We start from the raw sequence: 20720 nt of genomic DNA, 5'->3' as shown, positions 1-20720 counted from the left end.
ACAGTTTTTGGAAACGCCATGATTATTGACTGTCATTGCCACGCGGGAAAAGGAGATGGGCTAACTGGACCATGGGATACCAGTGCATCATTAAAAGATTATTTAATGTGGGCCGACGAATATGGTATCACTAAAACCAATCTTTTCGCTGCGTTCCATTCCAATTATTCCCGAGCGAATTATGGGGTCTCACAAATAGTTAATCAAAGTCCCGACCGCTTTTACGGTTTTGCTTTTATTCACGCAGTTAGGGATGCTGGCAAGGTTTACGAAATGGTAAAAACTGCAGTCTTAAATTACAATTTCTGCGGGCTGAAGGTGCACCGTTATGATGCAAGGATTTCCCGGGAGATATGCGAAGCAGCTAAGAAGTTTAAGATACCGGTTTTATACGACCCCATGGGCGAATTAGGTCCGGTCGAACTAATTGCGAACGAATATCCGGAAGTAAACTTTATAATCCCGCACTTAAGCAGTTTTGCCGACGACTGGAAGGCACAGGTTGGCTTTATCAGTATTTTAGAAAGGTATAAAAATATTTACACGGATACTTCTGCCGTGAGGAGGTTTGATGTACTGCAGGAAGCTTTGCAACGAGCTGGGCCGGAAAAGATTTTGTTTGGCAGTGATGGCCCCTGGATTCACCCGGGTGTAGAACTTACCAAGATCTATGCACTTCATTTATCAGGCGAAGCGGAAGATATGATATTAGGAAGGAATTTTTTAAGGTTAATTAAATCGAACGTAAACAGATCACTTTACACTAAAAACCATAACCATGCAACAACAATATGAGTTTAACCCTGAGTATGAAAATTATAACCAGGAGTTAGGATACGAATTGTCTCCCGAATTTGAGATGCCAAATCAATCGGGTTATCCCCCACAAAGAGGAAGTTCCTCTTCAAACAATCGGATTATACGGGGCCCCGTTCACAAAAAAATCCGGATTGGTGCCATTCGGATCCAGGCGCCAAGGGGCCTTCAGGGCGAGGTTGCGCCTCCCATACCCGTTGTGGGCCCGGCAATTGCGGCCGCTTCTCTTGGATATACGATACTCAAAGATATTTTTAGCAACCAGGGAGATATCAGCTGGAACTTACAAAAACTCGATGGTATAAAATCGCCATTTGATCAGGCGCGTTATCAAAATGCCGGGCAATGGGTGCAACGTACTATAGCTGTTAAACAAAGCAGGCTGAATGTTTTTGGTATGGAAAAAATTTCAGCCCGGTTTGAAGTGCGATACTGGACCAATGGCTATTCCATCGGTAGTATTTCTATGGTAAACACAAACACCAATGATGCCTTAGGCTGGGGGCTGAGTGTTACGGGGGAAATAATGCCAGACGCAGCCAGTTATATAATTAATGGAGTACAACCAATTGCCGCCGTTTCTGTAACCTTTGTTTACCGTTTTAGCAAGCCTATCTTTAACGATGATATTTATATACTTGAATTAAAACTTTACGGAAACGGACAATTTGATCAATCCGGAAAGTGGACTCAATAATAAAAGTTAGCTAGTTATCGGGGTAACAAACTGCTTTAAGTCGAAATGCCCTTCTTCTTAACATATTGTTGTACCGTTCTTACATCTACACCAAGCCGCTCTGCGGCTTTTTGCTTGTTGTTAATTTCCAACTCCAGTGCCACCTGTATGGCAGTTTCTGATATCTTATTTTTGAGGTTCCACCAGTTTTCGCCACTTAACAACGCTTTACGGATAAACACATTTATGCTGTTTTTTTCGACTTGGTTAGTATCTATGCATAACGCGCCCCTATCTTCGGGAGGGACTTCGCCTATGGTTATCTTTTTATGCTCGATGTGTTTTAAAGATAGGCGTTGTACCAGTTGTTTAAGTTCGCGCACATTGCCTGGATATTTTCTTTTTAAAAGATATTCCATCACTGGCTTATCTGCATCGGGGCATTTTTCTTTATCGAAAAATTGAGATAAAAAATGATTTACCAATACCGGTATGTCATCCCGCCTTTCTTCCAGCGAGGGAACATGGAATTGGCAATCAGAGATTCTGAAAAATAGGTCTTTTCGAAATTTTCCTTCCTCAACCAATACTTTTAAATCTCTGTTGGTAGCACATATCAGCCGGAAGCTGGTTTTTTGCCAGTTGTTGCTGCCAACTCTTTTATAGGTGCCTTCTTGTAATACACGTAATAATTCCGCCTGCAGCATTATAGGTAGTTCTCCAATTTCATCTAAGAAAAGTGAGCCTCCGTTTGCCAGCGCAAATGCGCCTTCTCTTGATTGTATAGCGTTTGTATAAGAACCGCGTTCATGCCCGAATAGCTCGCTGCCCGATAACTCCGGAACAATGGTGGTGCAGTCCACAATAATCAATTTTTTCTTATCCGGGCGATTGTCCAGTGCATGAATCATCTTTGAAATTAATTCTTTACCCGTTCCGGATTCGCCGATCAATAAAACAGAAGCATTGGAAAATATCGTAGTTTCTGCTATTTCGTGAAGGAAGTTTTTCCATATCATACTGTCGCCAATAAGACAATTTTTTACTTCCGGTGATTTCAGTGCTTCGTCTATAAGTTTAATTCGTTTAAACTTTGATTCAAGATAACAGACAATTTCTTTTTCATTTGTCCACTCAATAATGTCATCAATACCTGTTGATAACAGTTGAAGATGATTAGCAAGATCACTGGTAAGTCGCTTATTTAGGATAAGGATAATAGATTTTAAATTCGTTGGATAAGTATCGCAGTTGCTTAACAAGCTTTCCAGTTCCTGCCTTTCAGGGGTATGATCGCAGAAAATTACAAAAGGAAAAAATGGAAAGTTTTTTTTTGATTCACAGTAATTTTCCAAAAAAATCGATTGATCATTTCTTGTATCTGATAGAGAAACAAATCTCCTTTGATGAAAGATATGGAAGTTTTCGATCACAGTAACTAAAGTTGAGGTTAAGCGAGTGATGGAGGAACTGCTAAGAAGGTATTTTCTTGCCGGTTATGGATTTACTGATTCTTAAATTGTGGTTAGTTGCAAAGAAGATCGCGGAGACGCCAACTGTTTAAATTAAAAAGTAGGCTCTAAAACTGCGGAGTAGTCTTGATGATATTTATAAAGATAGTAGATAACAATTAAAAATAAAAATCAATATCAAGTGGCTGAAGTAATTACACTCCTAATCTTCCAGTGGGAACTACTGGGCTCGAACCAGTGACCTCTCCCGATGTAAAATCGGGATGCCCTAATCGCCAAACCGCGGCAAAGTATTTTCAACAAAAAAGCCTAACATCTCTGTTAGGCTTCTAGTGGGAACTACTGGATTCGAACCAGTGACCGCTCCCGATGTAAAATCGGGATGCCCTGACCGCCGAACCGCAGCAAAGTATCTTCAACAAAAAAGCCTAACATTTCTGTTAGGCTTCTAGTGGGAACTACTGGATTCGAACCAGTGACCCTCTGCTTGTAAGGCAGATGCTCTGAACCAGCTGAGCTAAGCTCCCGTTTCGTAAACATTTCCCAGAGGAAACACTTACGATATATGTTGAATGCCTTCCTAGCAGACCCGATTAATCGACGGGTAGCTCTGCCGGTGCAGCATCGTTCCCCAGCTGTTTGGGGACTGCAAATATAAACGCTATAATTTATATTACAAGCCTATACTTATAAAAAAAGCTAACACAACAATAAACCCCTTGATAATAAGCTCAAAGGGTTTTGTTTTTATAATGAATATATGCTTAATTACCTCCACTATTGGTAAAAAAATCGCCTCTTCCGCCCTGATAAAATTCAAAATTCTCCGGACTTTGCGACGACCGAACCACTTTCGACACATAAAAATCATTTTGATAAGTTGCAAGCTTTGGCGTGTTTCCATTTAGCGTGTACACTGTTAAATAATTTTTGAAGAACAGCGGTGTATTAGCTTTATCGAACTGCGCCACTTTTGCATTTAAGCCAGTAGCGCCGAAACTGGATACCAATTTGGTTTTCACGAAAGCGCTATCGGAAATATATTGAAAGAAATGGCCGTTAATTTTAGAGGCCGTTTTACTAATCTGGGTATGCGGCGGAATAAAGGCAACATTTTTAGGCAACGTTGCCTGGGCGTTAATGCTTGAATTTGAAAATGTAAGCCCTCTTCCGATAGAGGTACTGGTAGCATCGCCGCTTATCTGTACCGTTTCGTCGGCATAGCTGTAACTGCGTTCGCCGGTAATTAATGCAGAGCGTTCCCAGTCTACATAAACCGGCTCGTTAAGCTTATTATAAATATTCATGTGTATTGGAGCATTTTCGCCGGCAAAAGAATAAACAATTCGTATGGAATCGTTCTCGAATTTAAATTCCCCGGTCTTATCGTCGTGTTGGGTATTAGTACTGCTAACAGTGTTCATCTGATAAGTACTGCAGGCTGAGAACATAGCCATAGCGGATAAAGAAATGATAAGTAGCTTTTTCATAGGTTTTAAGTTTATATACTAATATACCTTAGTACCTACATTTTGTGCTTCATTATATTGTAATAAGTGTGTTATGATTTGGTTAGCAAGTAGGAGGCTGCGCTGTTCGCATTTAACATGGGATTTATTTACAAATCTATTAGGGCTAATCTTCTCATAGTTAGCAGAAAAGAACAAAACAGCAAGCACAGAAGCTTGAGTTTAAAACCAGAGCGGATAGAACATCTCTATTGTCAAACTAAACAACCTATAAACTTGTGATAAGTTAGGTTAACAAAAAAGCCTAACAGTTCTGTTAGGCTTTTGATGTGGGAGCAACAGGATTCGAACCTGTGACCACTCCCGATGTAAAATCGGGATGCACTAAACCAGCTAAGCTATGCTCTCTGGCTAACTAGTTTTTGAATCATTAGCTTGCTTTTCCAACCTTTTATTTGCTTTTCCCTCATCAGGGCCGATTCCCAATTTGGTAAGTTTTCCTGATAAACCAACTCCCAATCAGATGCACGGGCTGTAAAACCTTTGTGATTGCTCAAATGACGGCGCAACCGCTCTGCTACGTTCTGTGTAGAGCCAATATAATAGCGATCGAGTATTGCAGAGTGAAGAATATAAATGTGATACATAAAGATTAGGTCAACAAAAAAGCCTAACATTTCTGTTAGGCTTTTGATGTGGGAGCAACAGGATTCGAACCTGTGACCCTCTGCTTGTAAGGCAGATGCTCTGAACCAGCTGAGCTATGCTCCCTTTTGGGAATGCAAATATAGAAACCTTGATTTATTATTCAAAATAAATTTTCAAAAAATCCATATCACATTTTAATCAACTCATTTACTGCGATTTAAATCTAATCAACAAACTAAAGACAAAACATCGGCAGACCAAAGCTGTTATAAAAATAAACACCAACGCTATGACCGACAACACAAATAACACTCCTGATGGCAAAAAAAAGTTCAGCATGAGTTATTCTGATCGCGAATTGGAATGCACAGTAGATAAAGAAGGCAACATTTTACATCTGCATATAGACAACAACATCAATGCAGACCTGGAAATACAACCAGATGGCTCGTTAATACAAACTTCCGGCCCAGAGCTACCGCCATCTAATATTGATTTTATACGCAAAACCGTGCTTGGGCAAGATGCCCAGGGCAGCGTGGTTGCAGAACCGGGCAAATAATATTTTAAAAGCCGGCAAGCAAATTTTGCCGGCTTTTTTAGCTTAATACTTCTTCCAATATCTCGTTAGAGCGGATGTTGCCAAAACCCTCTATATGCAGCGCGTAATAATCCATTAGCTTACCAATCAGGTAACGTCGCTCATCGTTATTTAATTTAAGCTGATGCATATCATCGTAGTTAAATTTTAAAAGCGCATTAAAGTTTTGAGTATGTGGCGGCGACAGATATTGTACACCATCAGGCTTATAACGGGTAAACACACCATCTTTCATATCAAAATAATCGCACCCTGCGGTATTGCTATCATCCGGGTAAAAACCAAGATAGCGCGTTAAACCTACCAAAAACACCAGATGAAAGTTAACCAGGTTGCCCTGGCGGTTATCCAGCCATTCGATAGAATGAAAAATATACTCGAACAATTGCTCGTCGGGCGACTGCATTTTTACCGACTTGTAAAGCACCTCGTTTAGGAATATCACAATGCTGCTTTTCACCACATCGTAAGGAATGGTTTGCAAAACTACTGCGCTTTTAAGTTCTTTTATCCGCTGCACGGTGTCGTAACCTTTATGGTAAACCACCATATCCAGCAAATGCAAGGGTTGCAAAATATTACGTGATATTTTGGCTTTCGGTTTCTTCACGCCGTTAATGATGTAAGATTGCATCCCGAATTTCTCGGTAAACACCTGTACAATTACACTACTCTCCTGGTAATCGGTTACCTTAAAAACTATTCCGAGGGTTTTGTGCAGCATGATTAAAATTTCGGGATAAAAATTATGGCACCCACGATAGCGGCGAATATCGCTGTTATTAAAACTGCAGCAGCAGATACATCTTTAATATGCCCGGCCTTTGCATTGTATTCGGGCGAAACCAGGTCTACCAAAATCTCTATTGCCGTATTCAGCAATTCAGTTATCAATACGGCAGCAATGCAGGCCACTATCCAGCACCACTCGGCGGTAGAAATATGAAGATAGAAACCCAATGCCAGCGCAATAAGCATAGCGCCCAGGTGTATCCTGAAATTTAACTGGGTTTGCGCAGCATATGCCAAACCCTTAAAGGCATAACCAAATCCCCGGATCAGTTTCTTCATCAATCCAAAAATACATATTCTTATTTACAGACAACAGATAACCGGCAACAGACAACCCAATGCCAACGCATTGTCACATTCTCATTAGCCAAACGCCTCATTTGAATATTTTTGTAGTTTTGCCGCCTTATTTGTTCATTACTATTTAATAAAGCATGATCTGGAAAAAGATTGCTGACCTCATCCTCAAAAACCGTTTAGCGGTTATCATCATAGTTACTCTGCTTAGTGCATTTATGGGCTTCAAGGCCAGCCAGGTAAAGCTTACTTACAATGCAGGCAAAGTATTGCCGGTAACAGATTCTGCCTATATCAGGTTCACCAAATTTCAGAAAAAATTTGGGCAGGATGGTACAGCACTGGTTTTAGGCATCAAGTCCGACAACCTTTTTCAAAAAGATCTTTTTAACGACTGGTATCAGTTAGGCCTAAACGTACAACACCTTAACGGCATTAAGGCTGTGGTTTCGCTGGCTAATATTTACAACCTTACCAAAGATACCGTTCAGCACAGATTTGTTTTAAAACCGCTGATCACCCATAAATTAACTTCGGATCAGGAATTAGATAGCGTTCGTAACCAAATCTTAGGACTGCCGTTTTATGACGGTCTAGTGTTGAGTGAAGACCACAAGTCGACCTTAATGGCCATTACTTTTGATAACAAGGTAGTTAACTCCCCTGCCCGAATCCCGGTTATTAACGAGATTATGCGCCAGGGTAAACTTTTTGAGCAAAAACACCACATACAGGTACACGCCTCTGGCCTACCGTTAATCCGCACTGTTGTAAGCGATCTGGTATCGCACGAGTTTGCTTTATTCTTAGGTTTATCGTTGCTGATTACTGCTATTATTCTGCTGCTGTTCTTTCGTACGGCCTACGCAGTTATTTTCCCGGTTTTTGTGGTTGTGTTGGGTGTAATATGGAGCCTGGGCTTGTTAGTGCTTAATCATTTTAACATCACGTTGCTTACTGGCATTATCCCTCCATTGGTAGTGGTTATTGGTATCCCTAACTGTGTTTTTATCCTTAATAAATATTATCACGAGTTTGCCTTAACGGGCGACAAAATGAAGTCGCTGTACATTGTGATAGAGAAAGTGGGCATTACTACTTTTATTGCCAATGTTACTACGGCTATCGGCTTTGGCGTGTTATGCTTTACCAACAGCCAGATCTTGATGGAATTTGGCCTGGTTGCCTCGCTAAGCATTATGGCAACATTTGCTTTAAGTTTGGTGTTGATACCAGTTATATTCAGTTACTTGCCAGCGCCAAAGCAACGTCAAAGCGGTATTAAAGACCGAAAGTTTATCAGCTTCTTTTTGCAGAAGATAGACTATTTGGTGCAAAACGCCCGTCCAGCTATTTATATAGGCACTACCATATTAGTTATGATATGCTTTTATGGCATGAGCCGCATTAATGTAAACGGCTATATAGTTGACGATTTACCTAAAAACAGCTCCATATTAAGCGATCTTCGTTTCTTCGAAAGCAGCTTTAAAGGAGTATTACCTCTTGAGGTTAGCGTGGAGTCGAAACATAAAAATGGCTTAACCAATCTTGCTGTAATGCGCAAGGTAGAAAAACTGGAAGACCTGATCTCGTCGTACCCAGAGTTTAGTAAGTCGTTATCATTAATACAAGTACTTAAATTCAGCACCCAGGCATTTTATGGCGGCAAACAAGAGTTTTACCGTTTACCTGATGGCTTAGAGCAAAACTTTATTTTAAGCTACGCAGCCAACTCGGGTAAAGGCACCAATATGCTGAAGAACTATTTGGACAGCACCAAACAAACCACCCGCATTAGTTTCCAGATGGTTGATGCCGGCTCTAAAAAACTGAATAGTCTTTTTACCGAACTGCAACCACGCATTGATTCTATCTTCAACCCAAAAAACTTCCATGTAGAGCTTACGGGTAGCAGTGTCATATTTGTAAAGGGCAACAACTACCTGATTAAAAACTTATACGAAAGTTTGGCCCTGGCCATTTTCCTGATCGGTATTATTATGTGGATTCTGTTCCGCGGGCTGAAAATGGTGTTGATCTCGTTATTGCCTAACTTAATCCCATTGATTATTACTGCCGGCATTATGGGCTTCTTTGGCATCCCGTTGAAGCCGTCGACGATATTGATCTTCAGCATTGCAATGGGGATCTCTTCCGATCAAACTATCTATTTCCTAACCCGCTACCGTCAGGAGTTGCACAATGGTAAAAAGAGCATTTCGCAGGTGGTTTCAGATACCATTCGCGAAACGGGTGTAAGTATGATCTATATTGCAACGGTGTTGTTCTTTGGCTTTGGTATTTTTGCGGCTTCTACCTTTGGAGGCACAGTAGCATTGGGTATTTTATTGTCGATCACTTTGTTAATTGCAATGATCACTAACCTTACGCTACTTCCTGCTTTTTTACTTAGCTTAGAGAAACGCAATAAGAAAACAGAAGCCATTGCAGAGCCGCTTGCAGAAATGGAAGCACCCGCTTTATAAGAACAAGCTACGCTGATTATTGTTATTGCTATAGTCCCTATTAAATCAACTTATGGATTTAAAACTAAGCAATAAAATAGCCATTGTACTAGCTGCCAGCAAAGGCCTGGGCAGAGCTATTGCTACCACCCTGGCCGACGAAGGTGCAACCGTGATCATTAGTTCGCGCAACCAGGAACAACTGGATGCCACCGCCGCTGAGATTAAAGAAGAAACCCGCCGAAGCGTAACAGCCATTGCTGCCGATGTTTCTAATCCAGCGGATATCAAGTCGCTGATTGAGCAAACAGTTGAGCGATTTGGAGCCATCGACATCCTGATCAACAACACCGGGGGCCCGCCCTTTGATAAGTTTGAGAACTTTGACGACGAGGCCTGGAAAAAAGCTTTCGATGATATTTTATTGGCCTTTGCGCGCAACAGCCGGTTAGCACTGCCCTATCTTAAAAAGTCAGATTCCGGCCGTATCATTAATGTGGTTAGCGGTTCTATTAAATCAGTCTTAACTAATTCCGTTCTTTCAACCGCCATGCGAATGGGCGTTGTAGGCATGGCCAAAATGATGGCCGATGAATTTGGCCCTTATAATATCACGGTAAACAACGTGGCGCCGGGTTTAATTTTAACTGATCGCATCAAGCATACCATTCCCAAAGATCAGGACCCGGACGAGGCCATTAAGCAAAAAGCCGCCAGCATCCCACTGGGTCGCATCGGCAAACCTGAAGAATTTGCAGCAGCCGTGGCCTTTTTGGCTTCCGAGCAAGCATCTTATATTACCGGTACAACTTTGCAGGTTGATGGCGGTGCAAGCAGGGCAATATATTAAGACGCCCCCCAGCCCCCTAAAAGGGGAGCACATACACTACGACCCCGATTGCCATCGGTGTGGTAGCACTTGGTTAAGGTTCCACCTTACGGAAGCTGAAAGCTTTCAACTGTCGTATCACAAGTTACGCTATGCTAACCTTGCGACAGCAATTAAAGGTTTGAAATTTATTATTTGCAGAAACTCACGCTAATCCCTACCTTGCATATTGTAAAAATGACACTACAGCGCCATAACATCATTATAATTATTATTACTGCCATTTGCAACAAATGGAGGGTGATATAACTATATAGATCAACGATATAGAAAAGCCCTCCGAAAACCGGGGGGCTTTTTTTGTAGTCTGTTATCCTTCATTTACAGGATGCCTTTGCTTTATAGGGAATTAGGCAGGGCAATTCCTTTTTAAGATATAATTTCCGTAATTTTGCACCTCTTAAAATTGAGGCGAACACATTGATGTACAAGGAATATAAGCAACTTAATTTACCCCAGATAGGCAAGGATGTACTGGAGTTCTGGAAACAGCACAACATATTTGAAAAAAGTGTAAGCAGCCGTCCGGCAGATAACCCTTATACTTTTTACGAAGGTCCACCAAGTGCCAACGGCATGCCGGGCATTCACCATGCTATGGCGCGCTCTATCAAAGATATTTTCTGTCGTTATAAAACGCTTAAAGGATACCAGGTTAAACGTAAAGGCGGTTGGGATACCCACGGTTTGCCGATTGAGCTTGGCGTTGAAAAAACTTTAGGTATTACCAAAGATGATATCGGCAAAAAGATCTCTATCGAAGATTATAACGAGGCCTGCCGCAAAGAGGTAATGAAATTTACCGACGTGTGGAACGACCTTACCGAAAAGATGGGCTATTGGGTTGACCTTGATGATCCGTACATCACGTACAAAAACGAATACATCGAGTCGCTTTGGTGGATCTTGAAAGAGATCTACAAAAAAGGATGGTTGTATAAAGGTTATACCGTGCAGCCTTATTCGCCGAAATCGGGTACCGGTTTAAGCTCGCACGAGCTGAACCAGCCGGGTACATACAAAATGGTGAAGGATACTTCTATTGTTGCCCAGTTTCACTTAAAAAGTGATGAGCAGCACCCTTTAATCCCTACCCTATTTGAAAGCCCTGACGAAGATACCGTAATTTTAGCATGGACCACCACCCCGTGGACCTTGCCATCAAACTGCGCCCTTGCCATTGGCGAGAAAATCGACTATGTAAAGATCAGCACCTTTAACCCATACACCTACCAACCGGTAAGCGTTGTATTGGCCAAAGTACTGGTTAGCAAATATTTTAAAGCAGAAGGCGAAAACGCGTCTTTCGAAGATTATAAAGGCGGCGATAAAGTAATCCCGTGGGTTGTTAAGGCCGAATTTAAGGGCAGCGACCTGGTTGGCTTACACTACCATCAGTTAATGAACTATGTTACAAATGCCGACCTGGAGCAAAACGCTTTCCGCGTTATCCCGGCCGACTTTGTGACCACTGAGGATGGTACCGGTATCGTACATACTGCATCTGTTTTTGGTGCGGATGACTTTAGAGCTTGTAAAGAAAATAACGTACCATCTGTAATGGTGCTCGACGAAAATGGCAAGGAAGTTCCACTGGTGAACAAACAAGGTCGTTTTGTTGACGAGGTTACTGATTTTGCAGGCCGTTACGTTAAAGAAGAATATTATAGCGCCGAAGAACGTGCAGTAGAAGGCTTTAAGCCAACTGACGTATTGATCTCTATCAAACTAAAAGAAGATAACAAGGCGTTCGACGTTAAGAAATACGAGCACAGCTACCCGCACTCATGGCGTACAGATGAGCCTATCTTATACTATCCGCTGGATAGCTGGTTTATTAAAACCACTGCCGTTAAGGATAAACTGATTGAACTTAACAAAAGCATTAACTGGAAACCCGAAGCTACCGGTACCGGCCGTTTTGGTAACTGGCTGGAAAACCTGGTAGACTGGAACCTGTCGCGTTCGCGCTATTGGGGTACCCCACTGCCGATCTGGCGCGAGGAAAATGGTTCGGAAGAAAAATGTATCGGTTCTATTGCCGAAATGAACGAGGAGATCGAAAAGTCTATCGCGGCAGGCTTTATGCCGGCGGGCTTTAAACTCGACGATATGCACCGTCCGTTTGTGGATGATGTGATCCTTACTTCATCAAACGGCAACAAAATGTTCCGTGAGCCAGACCTGATCGACGTTTGGTTCGACTCTGGCGCTATGCCTTACGCACAGTGGCACTTCCCGTTTGAGAACAAAGAGCAATTTGAAAATGCCTACCCGGCAGATTTCATCGCCGAAGGTGTTGACCAAACCCGCGGCTGGTTCTTTACTCTGCATGCGATAGCAGTAATGCTTAGCGAAGCCAGCGACGAAGTAAAGGCAGTTAACCAATTAGTTGGAAACCCGGGTGTAGCGTTTAAAAACGTGGTATCAAACGGTTTAGTGCTGGATAAAAACGGCAACAAAATGTCTAAGCGTTTAGGTAACGCTACCGATCCGTTCGAAACTATTGAGCAATACGGCGCAGATGCTGCGCGTTGGTACATGATCAGCAATGCATCGCCTTGGGATAACCTTAAATTTAACATTGAGGGTATAGACGAGGTTCGCCGTAAATTCTTTGGTACGCTTTATAACACCTACTCGTTTTTTGCGCTTTATGCCAATATCGATAAGTTTAACTACAGCGAGGCCGAAATTGCCCTGGCAGACCGCCCGGAAATTGACCGCTGGATCATTTCGTTATTAAACACCTTAACCCAGGAGGTTGATGGTTTTTATGCCGATTTCGAACCAACCAAAGCAGCCCGTGCTATACAGGAGTTTGTTGACGAGCATTTGAGTAACTGGTACGTACGTTTAAGCCGTCGTCGTTTCTGGAAATCAGACAACTCTAACGATAAGCTATCGGCTTACCAAACTTTATATACTTGTTTGGTAACTATTTCTAAGCTGATGTCGCCCATCGCACCGTTCTTCGCAGAGCGTTTATATGGCGATTTAAACAGCACCACCGGTAAAGAAAACTTCGAGTCGGTACACCTGGCTAACTTCCCTGTTTACAACGAGGAATTAGTTGATGTTGAGTTAGAGCAGCGTATGCAGCTGGCACAGGATATCTCATCGCTGGTGTTATCGCTTCGCAAAAAGGTGGGTATTAACGTACGCCAGCCATTGAGCAAAATTTTATTGCCGGTATTAGATGCATCATTTCAGCACCAGGTAGATGGCGTTAAAGATTTGATCCTTACCGAAACCAACATTAAGGATATAGAATTTATTACCGATACCGCCGGCTTTGTTAAAAAGAAGATCAAACCTAACTTTAAAGCCCTGGGTAAAAAAGTAGGCAAGGATATGAAGCCCGTTACCGACGCCATTAACGCCTTTGGCGATGCGGAGATTTCAGGACTAGAAAATGAGGGTGAGATTGCAGTACTTGACGGAAAATATACTATATTGCTATCAGAAGTAGAGATTTCGGCCGAAGACGTACCGGGATGGCAAGTTGCAACTTTAGGAAAACTAACTGTTGCTTTAGATGTTACCATTACCGAAGAGCTTAAGCAGGAAGGAATCTCCAGGGAACTGATAAATCGTATCCAGAACCTGCGTAAGAGCAAAGATTTTGAAGTTACAGACAAGATAAGTGTCCGCCTCAGTGAGCATCCGTTGATCAGCGGAGCGGTAAAAAACAATTTGTCATATATTTGCGCCGAAATTTTAGCCGATAACATTCAGTTCGACAGCGATTTAACCGATGCCGAAACCGTGGTTATCGACGATGTTGAATTATTGATTGCTATAACGAAAATATAATGAAACCAGAACAACCAGAAAAAACCAGATATTCTGATTCAGAATTACAGGAATTTAAAGAACTAATATTAGACAAGATCCGTGGTGCACGCGAAGAGCTTAATGCCCTGGCATCATCACTAAGTAACCCTAACTTAAACGGTACAGACGATACTGCCGGTACTTATAAAACTTTAGAAGATGGATCTGCAACTTTAGAAAAAGAGTCGATAAACCAACTGGCAGCACGTCAGAAAAAATTTATTGAGCAATTAGAAGCTGCGTTGGTTCGTATTGAAAATAAAACCTATGGTGTTTGCCGCGAAACCGGCAAACTGATCCAAAAGGAGCGTTTACGTGCTGTGCCTCATACTACTTTAAGTATGGAAGCAAAATTGAAGCAATACTAAATGAGGGCTGTTTATACCAAACCGTTTTTCACTGCACTGCTTATAATTCTGGTAGACCAGGCTGTTAAAATATGGGTGCACTCCCATATGTACCTCGGCGAGCGTATAGAATTTTTAGGCAGTCGTGGTATGCTTTTATACACCGAAAATAATGGAATGGCCTTTGGCTGGGAACTGGGCGGCCAATTAGGCAAATTAGCGCTTACCCTGTTCCGCATTGGTGCTGTTGTAGGTATTGGCTATGGCCTTGTATACCTTATCAAACACAAATATCATCGTGGTTTGATCATGAACATGGCTTTGATATTTGCCGGCGCAGTGGGTAATATTATCGACTCTACCGTTTACGGTATGATCTATGGCTACGCACCTGTTTTTCAGGGCCGCGTGGTTGATATGTTTTATTTCCCCATTATTCGTGGTACGTTCCCATCATGGGTGCCTATATGGGCTGGTCAGGATTTTGAGTTTTTCCGCCCGATATTTAACGTTGCCGATTCGGCTATCTCAGTGGGGGTAATTATGATCCTGCTTTACCAGAAACGCTATTTCAAACATCAGGAAATTGAGATCAGCAGCCCGCACAGCGAAGTGTTGGAAGAATAATATTTGTGGATTTGAAAATCCGATAATTTGCGGATTTGAAGATAAATTTAAAAGAGCCGTACCCTTGTGGTATGGCTCTTTTGTTTTGATCCAACATTCCATTTTCTTTTAAATCTTCGAATCAACACACCATCAACTTCAAATCGACATCTCATTTTCAAATTTTCAAATCAGCACATCTTCAAATCATTCTGTTATCTTTAAGCTTAATCCCTTAGCATGAAAAAGACTTTACTCCTTTTACTACTCAGCGGCAGCTTATTTAGTCTCAAGGCTCAGCAAGGCACCCAAGCCATTACCGTAACCGACATGACGCGCATTAAGCAGATCAACAGTGTTACGTTTTCGCATAGCGGTAAACAAATCGCTTTCAGGGTTACCTCTATCGTACCAGATGAAACCAATAAGGCTGAATATGCATATCGTAACCAAATTTGGCTGGTACCGGCAGATGGCAGCGCACCTGCCCGCCCACTTACCACAGTTGCACTAAGCAGTGGGCAGCCTGCATGGTCGCCGGATGATAGTGAGCTGGCCTTCACACGTGTAGTAAAAGGTAAAACACAAGTATTTATAATGGCGCTTAACGGTGGGGAGCCTATACAACTAACCAACGATAGCCACGGGGCGAGTATGCCACAGTGGTCGCCGGATGGGAGCAAGATATTGTATTCGGTGAACCTCTCCTACCCCGAAATGCTAAAGGATTCTATCTTAAATCCCGAACGCAAAGCCCCCTACTGGACTGTGGAGAAACCTGGGTTTAAAACCAACCTTCCACCATCAAAAACTAAAAAGAACGCTAACGGCAACCTCGACGAGATCCGTGCGTTTTTAACGCAGGATGAGGCTGATAGCAAAGTAAAGGTATTCAATAAGTTAAACTTTGAAGGAGAGGCCTCAACAGAGCCCGATTTCAATTTTAACCATTATATGGTTATCGACGCCAAAGCAGGTGCCAAAGAAAAACCGTTGACTTTTGGCTTCCATAGCTACAACGGCGCAACCTTTACGCCCGATGGTAAAAGCATTATTTTAACCGGCATGGCCGATACCACTCTAAATCCCGACCGCAGCCGCACATCTACAGTTTATACCATGCCTGCATCGGGCGGTTCTTTAAAGCAGTTGATTAACATGCCCGATATGGCGGTCAGCAATAGTTCTATCTCACCTTCGGGCAGGTATGTAGTTTACCAGTTTGATACCGAAAAACAGATCAGCATTCCGCAAGTGGCGATCTACGACTTCCAGAATCCCGGTAAAAAACTGCTAATACCGGTGGATAGAATAGTTACGGGGTTTGCATGGTCTAAGGACAGCAAGTTTTTATACTTCACCGCGCAATCAAACGGAGGCATACCAATATACAAGGTAAACATGGCCACGCTTAAGCCCGAGCAATTGAGCAGTTTCGACGAGGGTTTAAGCGGACTGGACATCAGCAAAACACAGATGGCTTATGTTAAAACCGAAGTAGCTAACCCATTTGAGCTTTATGTTGCCGACCTAAATAACAAAGCCCCTAAACGCATTACCTCTTTCAATTACGAATGGCTGAAGGATAAAAAACTAAGTTTCCCCGAGAAGAAATATTACACCAATAGCAAGGGATTAAAAGTAGAATACTGGGTAATGAAACCCACCAATTTCGACCAAAATAAGAAATATCCGCTAATGCTGCAGATTCACGGAGGGCCAACCGCTATGTGGGGGCCGGGAGAAAGCAGCATGTGGCACGAGTACCAATTCTTCTGTGCACAGGGCTATGGAGTAGTTTATTCTAACCCGCGCGGCTCAGGAGGCTACGGGCTCGATTACACCAAAGCCAATTACCAGGACTGGGGCACCGGCCCAACCGAAGACGTATTAGCTGCCCTCGACGGCGCATTAGCCGAAGGCTGGGGCGATAAAGATCGTACCGTAGCCACCGGGGGCTCGTACGCGGGCTATTTAACGGCATGGCTGGCGGGGCATACTAAACGCTTTGCAGCCATATCATCGCAACGCGGGGTGTATGATCTTACTACCTTTTTTGGCGAAGGTAACGCATGGCGATTGGTACCCACTTACTTTGGCGGCTACCCTTGGGACGAAAACATCAAACCGATACTGGCCCGCGAGTCGCCGTTTACTTATGTAAACCAAATAACCACCCCATACCTGATGCTACATGGCGAAACAGATTTGCGCACGGGTATTGTACAGGGCGAAATGATGTATAAGGCACTTAAAGTTTTAAACCGCCCGGTAGAATATGTACAGCATCCGGGAGGCACACACGAGTTAAGCCGATCGGGCAATGTACGCCAGCGGATAGATCAGATGCTGCGCATTTATGAATTTTTTGAACGGTATATCACGCACTAAAAAACGCTCCCCAAACGCGGCTATTTTTATTTTGAAGCACATTATAGTGGTGCATGTGGTGCAATGCACCACATGCACCACTGTGTTCCTACTTAAAAGTCATTTTCGTTTGAAATGATTTTCAATTATCTGAATAACAGACAATTGAAAAACAAAGATTACCCCACAAATAAAACAATGCACCACTTTTTAGGACTTTAAAGTCATAAAAGTGGTGCATTGTTGCAGGCGGACGTCATCAGAATCTACTTAGCAGAGAATGCTATTAACAAATCGACAAATTATCTAATTGATAAATTACCTCGATTAATCCTTTCGTAAAGGCGGCAGTCATACTTCCAAACATTAGCATTATATTTTATGTTGATGAGTTACACTTTACAGGTTCGGCTCGTCTAAACTTTAAACAAACTTTACAAATGAAAAAATTACTTTTAATAGCAGCCCTTACTACGTTTACATTCGCTGCATTTGCGCAAACTGTTGATATGCGCCGCAAAATTTCCGTAACCGGTACGGCTGAGCAAGAAGTTACGCCCGATATTATTTATGTATCTATTTCGCTTAAAGAATACGTGGACGGCAAAAACAAAACCACTATTGATGTGCTGGAACGCCAGCTGCAAAAAGCAGTTGCCGATGCGGGGGTGGCTAAGGAAGATTTTACGATCAACAGCCTGTCATCATACAACTATGTCACCCAAAAGAAAAAGAATCCAGATTTTCTGGCCAGCAAACAATATCGCATCAAGTTTCACGATTTGAATGCCTATAACCAGATCCTGAGCGAGGTTGATGCCAAAGGTATCCAAAGCACCAATATCGATAGCTACGATTACTCCAAGATCGAAGCCCTTAAAAAGGACTTAAAAATTAAAGCCCTGATGGCTGCTAAAGAAAAAGCAGGCTACCTGTTAACCGCCATCGGCGATCATTTGGGTAGTGCATTGGATATTCAGGAAGTATCGAATGATGTTTACCCTCAACCTGTTTACCGTGCTAACGTAATGATGATGAAAGCCAGCGCCGACGCCGCTCCCCCGGCAGATGATATCGATGTTAAGAAGATCAAATTAAGCTCCCAAATGAATGTGACTTTTGAGATTGTGAAATAAACAAATAAGGGTATAAAACTAACAAAGGCCGCCAATAATTGGCGGCCTTTGTTGTGTTAGTGAGTTGTCATTCAGAACGTAGTGAAGAATCTTCTGCGCCATGTATATTGAACTTTGCTATTGAAGAAGATCCTTCGCTGCCGCTCTGGATGACAAACTCCTATATTGTCTTACCTAATCTTCAGCAAATAATGCTTCTCTAAAACCTGCTGTCGTGTTGCCGGGTTTAAGAATTTGCCAGTTAGGCGGGTGATACCATAATCATCGGCGCCGAAGGCAGTGGTTGTAGTTAATCCGGCTTGCTCTAATTGATCTTTACCTTGTTCGGTGGTATAGATCCAGAACTGCCTTTTGGTGGTATCTGCATAAGCCTTAACCGTATCAATGCCGTTCATTGCTGGCGTAAGATGTTGCGAGTGGAAGTTGAACGATGAGCTATGGATATTGTAGTTATAAATCGTTCCATCCGGGATCTTTTTATCGTAGGCTATCCTTCCCAACGTTACACCCGACTGATACTTGTTAAGCAGTTGCATATACACATTGCCGTTAAGCAACACATTAGTGAGCGAAGCCAACAGCGTTGAAACAATTACAATCTTTCCAAATACTTCGGTTTTTTTAGCAATTACGTAAACCATTAAGCCCAGCAAGGCCACTGCTACAATACCAACCAGCCACGATTGTACTGGGAAGCACCACAGGTTAAGCAGTATCAATAAAAACATCACTGCACCAACTACAAAGTATTGCGTGTAGAGGCTGTATTTTAAGGTAGTGGTTTTATTTTCGTCGGCCTTTTGGGTAAGCATGCCTGCGGTAAGCACCGCAAAAATTGGGAACAGCACATTTAAGTAATGTGGCAATTGATAACCTGATGAAGAGATAATTGCAAATATGATGATGATGGTACCTACGGTAAGCAGTTCCATCTTCTTCACGTAGGCAAATTTACTTTTGATAAAGAAACTAACCCGATCAAAAAACGCGTAGTACGTTAACAGACACCAAGGCAAAAACGCCCAAAGTGCGGTGTGGAAAAAGAAGAAATAATCTTTATGCCCTTTGCCCCAATGCTTGCCTTCCAGGCGCTCGAAATTTTGCGACCACAGGATAAACTTAACACCCGAAACATGGTCCATTCCACGCACTACCTTTTCGGGATGCAGGTCGTATTGCAGATAATAACAGTACACACATGGCGATATAAATACGCCCCAAAGCAGCAGTACGACTATCCACCGCCAGTCGAACATGCGCTTCCAGTTGCGTTGGTATAACAGCAAAAAGAACAAGGCAACGCAAGGCATTACAAAGCCTATCATACCCTTGGTACAAAAACCAATGGCCAGCCCCAGGGCAGCGAGTACATAGTTATACCATTTGTTTAAATAAATAGCTTCAACCAATTGCCAAGTTGCCAATATGATGCCGCTCATCAGCAGTGCATCCATGCGTACATCGTTATTGGCCAAAAACTCGGCTTGAGCAGCGGCAACGATCAGGGCTGCAACAAGGCCGGTTTCGTGATTGTAAAGCAACCTGGCTAAACGAAAAGTAGAATACACGGCTAATATCGTCATCAAAAAAGATGGCAGTTTATACGCTATGTCTGTTACTCCGAATATGTTATATGATAATGCCGCCAGCCAAAAGTGCAGGTGCGGCTTATCGAGGTAATCTTTACCAAGGTCATCTACCAGATTCACATAATCGTGATGCTGAAACATGTGCAGAGCAATGTTGGCGTGGTGCGAGGCGTCTTCGTCCATTAGCGGAACAAATAAACCGAACACATAGGCTACAAACAGCGCCGCAAACAACCAGAAATAAACGGGAACCTTAATTTTTTGATGGATCATGCTTGATATATACCGGCCTCAGCAATATACTGTTAGCCGTGTGAGTCGCAAAATTAATCAAATAATCAGTATTGAATATCGGCCTTAACAAAACATTAACAGAAAGCCGTCGTTAATAATTTATCTAATGACGAAACACTATGAGCGAATTAAAAATCAAAGCACCCTTACCGGTGCCCAGTTTTAGCATAGCGGCATGCGATATCAAACGCAGTTCGGCTACATTAGGCGGCAGCCAATACACCAGCACGGCCCCAAAAAGCAGGTTGGATGTCTCTTTTAATAATACGGCAAAAAAATTAGGTAGCGATTCTCTCCGTCGCGATAAGGTCAAGCTTTAGGGGCTTATGATTGCCAATATGGCAACAGCCTAATTAAAAGTTCAATTAACGGGATGTAACTTATTACCATCACTTTACGTAATGAGTGCTGTT

The 20720-nt window shown here is 42.5% G+C and carries 17 protein-coding genes and 2 tRNA genes; 11 read left to right on the top strand and 8 right to left on the bottom strand.

The annotated features are described in order from the left end of the window. The first annotated feature begins 18 nt into the window (after positions 1-18). Positions 19-795: an amidohydrolase family protein gene (locus GSY63_RS05075; protein ID WP_166584739.1), complete on the top strand. Its 777-nt coding sequence runs from the start codon at positions 19-21 to the stop codon at positions 793-795. Beyond that, positions 779-1513, top strand: coding sequence for a hypothetical protein (locus GSY63_RS05070; RefSeq protein ID WP_166584738.1), 735 nt, complete (start codon positions 779-781; stop codon positions 1511-1513). Before GSY63_RS05075 ends, GSY63_RS05070 begins: the two co-directional genes overlap by 17 nt. A 35-nt stretch (positions 1514-1548) precedes the next feature. On the opposite strand, the gene GSY63_RS05065 is transcribed toward GSY63_RS05070, so the two are convergent. From GSY63_RS05065 to GSY63_RS05045, 5 genes are all read right to left on the bottom strand, one after another. After that, positions 1549-2925: a sigma 54-interacting transcriptional regulator gene (locus GSY63_RS05065; RefSeq protein WP_166584737.1), complete on the bottom strand. Its 1377-nt coding sequence runs from the start codon at positions 2923-2925 to the stop codon at positions 1549-1551. A gap of 491 nt (positions 2926-3416) precedes the next feature. Continuing rightward, positions 3417-3491, bottom strand: a tRNA-Val gene (locus GSY63_RS05060). Positions 3492-3728: 237 nt separating this feature from the next. Then, positions 3729-4454, bottom strand: a complete 726-nt coding sequence (locus tag GSY63_RS05055; protein ID WP_166584736.1) for a hypothetical protein — start codon at positions 4452-4454, stop codon at positions 3729-3731. Positions 4455-4831: 377 nt separating this feature from the next. Beyond that, the gene (locus tag GSY63_RS05050; RefSeq protein ID WP_208094463.1) at positions 4832-5110 is read right to left on the bottom strand and encodes a GIY-YIG nuclease family protein; all 279 of its coding nucleotides are present in this window, start codon (positions 5108-5110) and stop codon (positions 4832-4834) included. Positions 5111-5129: 19 nt separating this feature from the next. Then, a tRNA-Val gene (locus tag GSY63_RS05045) sits at positions 5130-5204 on the bottom strand. A gap of 166 nt (positions 5205-5370) precedes the next feature. Between GSY63_RS05045 and GSY63_RS05040 the strand changes: the two genes are divergently transcribed. Next, complete coding sequence (locus GSY63_RS05040; RefSeq protein ID WP_166584735.1) at positions 5371-5643, top strand: hypothetical protein; 273 nt, start codon at positions 5371-5373, stop codon at positions 5641-5643. A gap of 37 nt (positions 5644-5680) precedes the next feature. Here the strand turns inward: GSY63_RS05040 and recO are convergent, their stop codons facing one another. Together recO and GSY63_RS05030 are read right to left on the bottom strand one after the other, a co-directional pair. Next, the gene (gene recO, locus GSY63_RS05035) at positions 5681-6406 is read right to left on the bottom strand and encodes a DNA repair protein RecO (protein WP_166584734.1); all 726 of its coding nucleotides are present in this window, start codon (positions 6404-6406) and stop codon (positions 5681-5683) included. Between the two features lie 2 nt (positions 6407-6408). Beyond that, complete coding sequence (locus GSY63_RS05030; protein WP_166584733.1) at positions 6409-6753, bottom strand: diacylglycerol kinase family protein; 345 nt, start codon at positions 6751-6753, stop codon at positions 6409-6411. A gap of 155 nt (positions 6754-6908) precedes the next feature. Between GSY63_RS05030 and GSY63_RS05025 the strand changes: the two genes are divergently transcribed. From GSY63_RS05025 to GSY63_RS04995, 7 genes are all read left to right on the top strand, one after another. Next, on the top strand, positions 6909-9260 hold the full coding sequence (locus GSY63_RS05025; RefSeq protein ID WP_166584732.1) for an efflux RND transporter permease subunit: 2352 nt from the start codon (positions 6909-6911) through the stop codon (positions 9258-9260). 52 nt (positions 9261-9312) lie between these two features. Continuing rightward, positions 9313-10089, top strand: a complete 777-nt coding sequence (locus GSY63_RS05020) for an SDR family oxidoreductase (protein ID WP_166584731.1) — start codon at positions 9313-9315, stop codon at positions 10087-10089. A gap of 462 nt (positions 10090-10551) precedes the next feature. Next, positions 10552-13944, top strand: a complete 3393-nt coding sequence (gene ileS, locus GSY63_RS05015) for an isoleucine--tRNA ligase (protein WP_166584868.1) — start codon at positions 10552-10554, stop codon at positions 13942-13944. Beyond that, the gene (locus GSY63_RS05010) at positions 13944-14333 is read left to right on the top strand and encodes a TraR/DksA family transcriptional regulator (protein WP_166584730.1); all 390 of its coding nucleotides are present in this window, start codon (positions 13944-13946) and stop codon (positions 14331-14333) included. Before ileS ends, GSY63_RS05010 begins: the two co-directional genes overlap by 1 nt. Next, entirely contained in the window at positions 14334-14939 is a 606-nt protein-coding gene (locus tag GSY63_RS05005; protein WP_166584729.1) for a lipoprotein signal peptidase, read from the top strand. 219 nt (positions 14940-15158) lie between these two features. Next, positions 15159-17309, top strand: a complete 2151-nt coding sequence (locus tag GSY63_RS05000; RefSeq protein WP_166584728.1) for a S9 family peptidase — start codon at positions 15159-15161, stop codon at positions 17307-17309. Positions 17310-17728: 419 nt separating this feature from the next. Next, on the top strand, positions 17729-18424 hold the full coding sequence (locus GSY63_RS04995; protein ID WP_166584727.1) for an SIMPL domain-containing protein: 696 nt from the start codon (positions 17729-17731) through the stop codon (positions 18422-18424). A 170-nt stretch (positions 18425-18594) separates the two neighbouring features. Here GSY63_RS04995 and GSY63_RS04990 read toward each other — a convergent pair whose 3' ends face one another. Further along, complete coding sequence (locus tag GSY63_RS04990; protein ID WP_166584726.1) at positions 18595-20286, bottom strand: ArnT family glycosyltransferase; 1692 nt, start codon at positions 20284-20286, stop codon at positions 18595-18597. Positions 20287-20426: 140 nt separating this feature from the next. Here GSY63_RS04990 and GSY63_RS04985 point away from each other — a divergent pair, with 140 nt between their 5' ends. Continuing rightward, positions 20427-20627: a hypothetical protein gene (locus GSY63_RS04985; protein WP_166584725.1), complete on the top strand. Its 201-nt coding sequence runs from the start codon at positions 20427-20429 to the stop codon at positions 20625-20627. Positions 20628-20720: the final 93 nt, after the last annotated feature.

The sequence above is a fragment of the Mucilaginibacter agri genome (assembly GCF_009928685.1).
GTDB lineage: Bacteria > Bacteroidota > Bacteroidia > Sphingobacteriales > Sphingobacteriaceae > Mucilaginibacter > Mucilaginibacter agri.
Note: the sequence above shows the minus strand (reverse complement) of the source record. Positions and strands in the feature narration are given on the sequence as shown.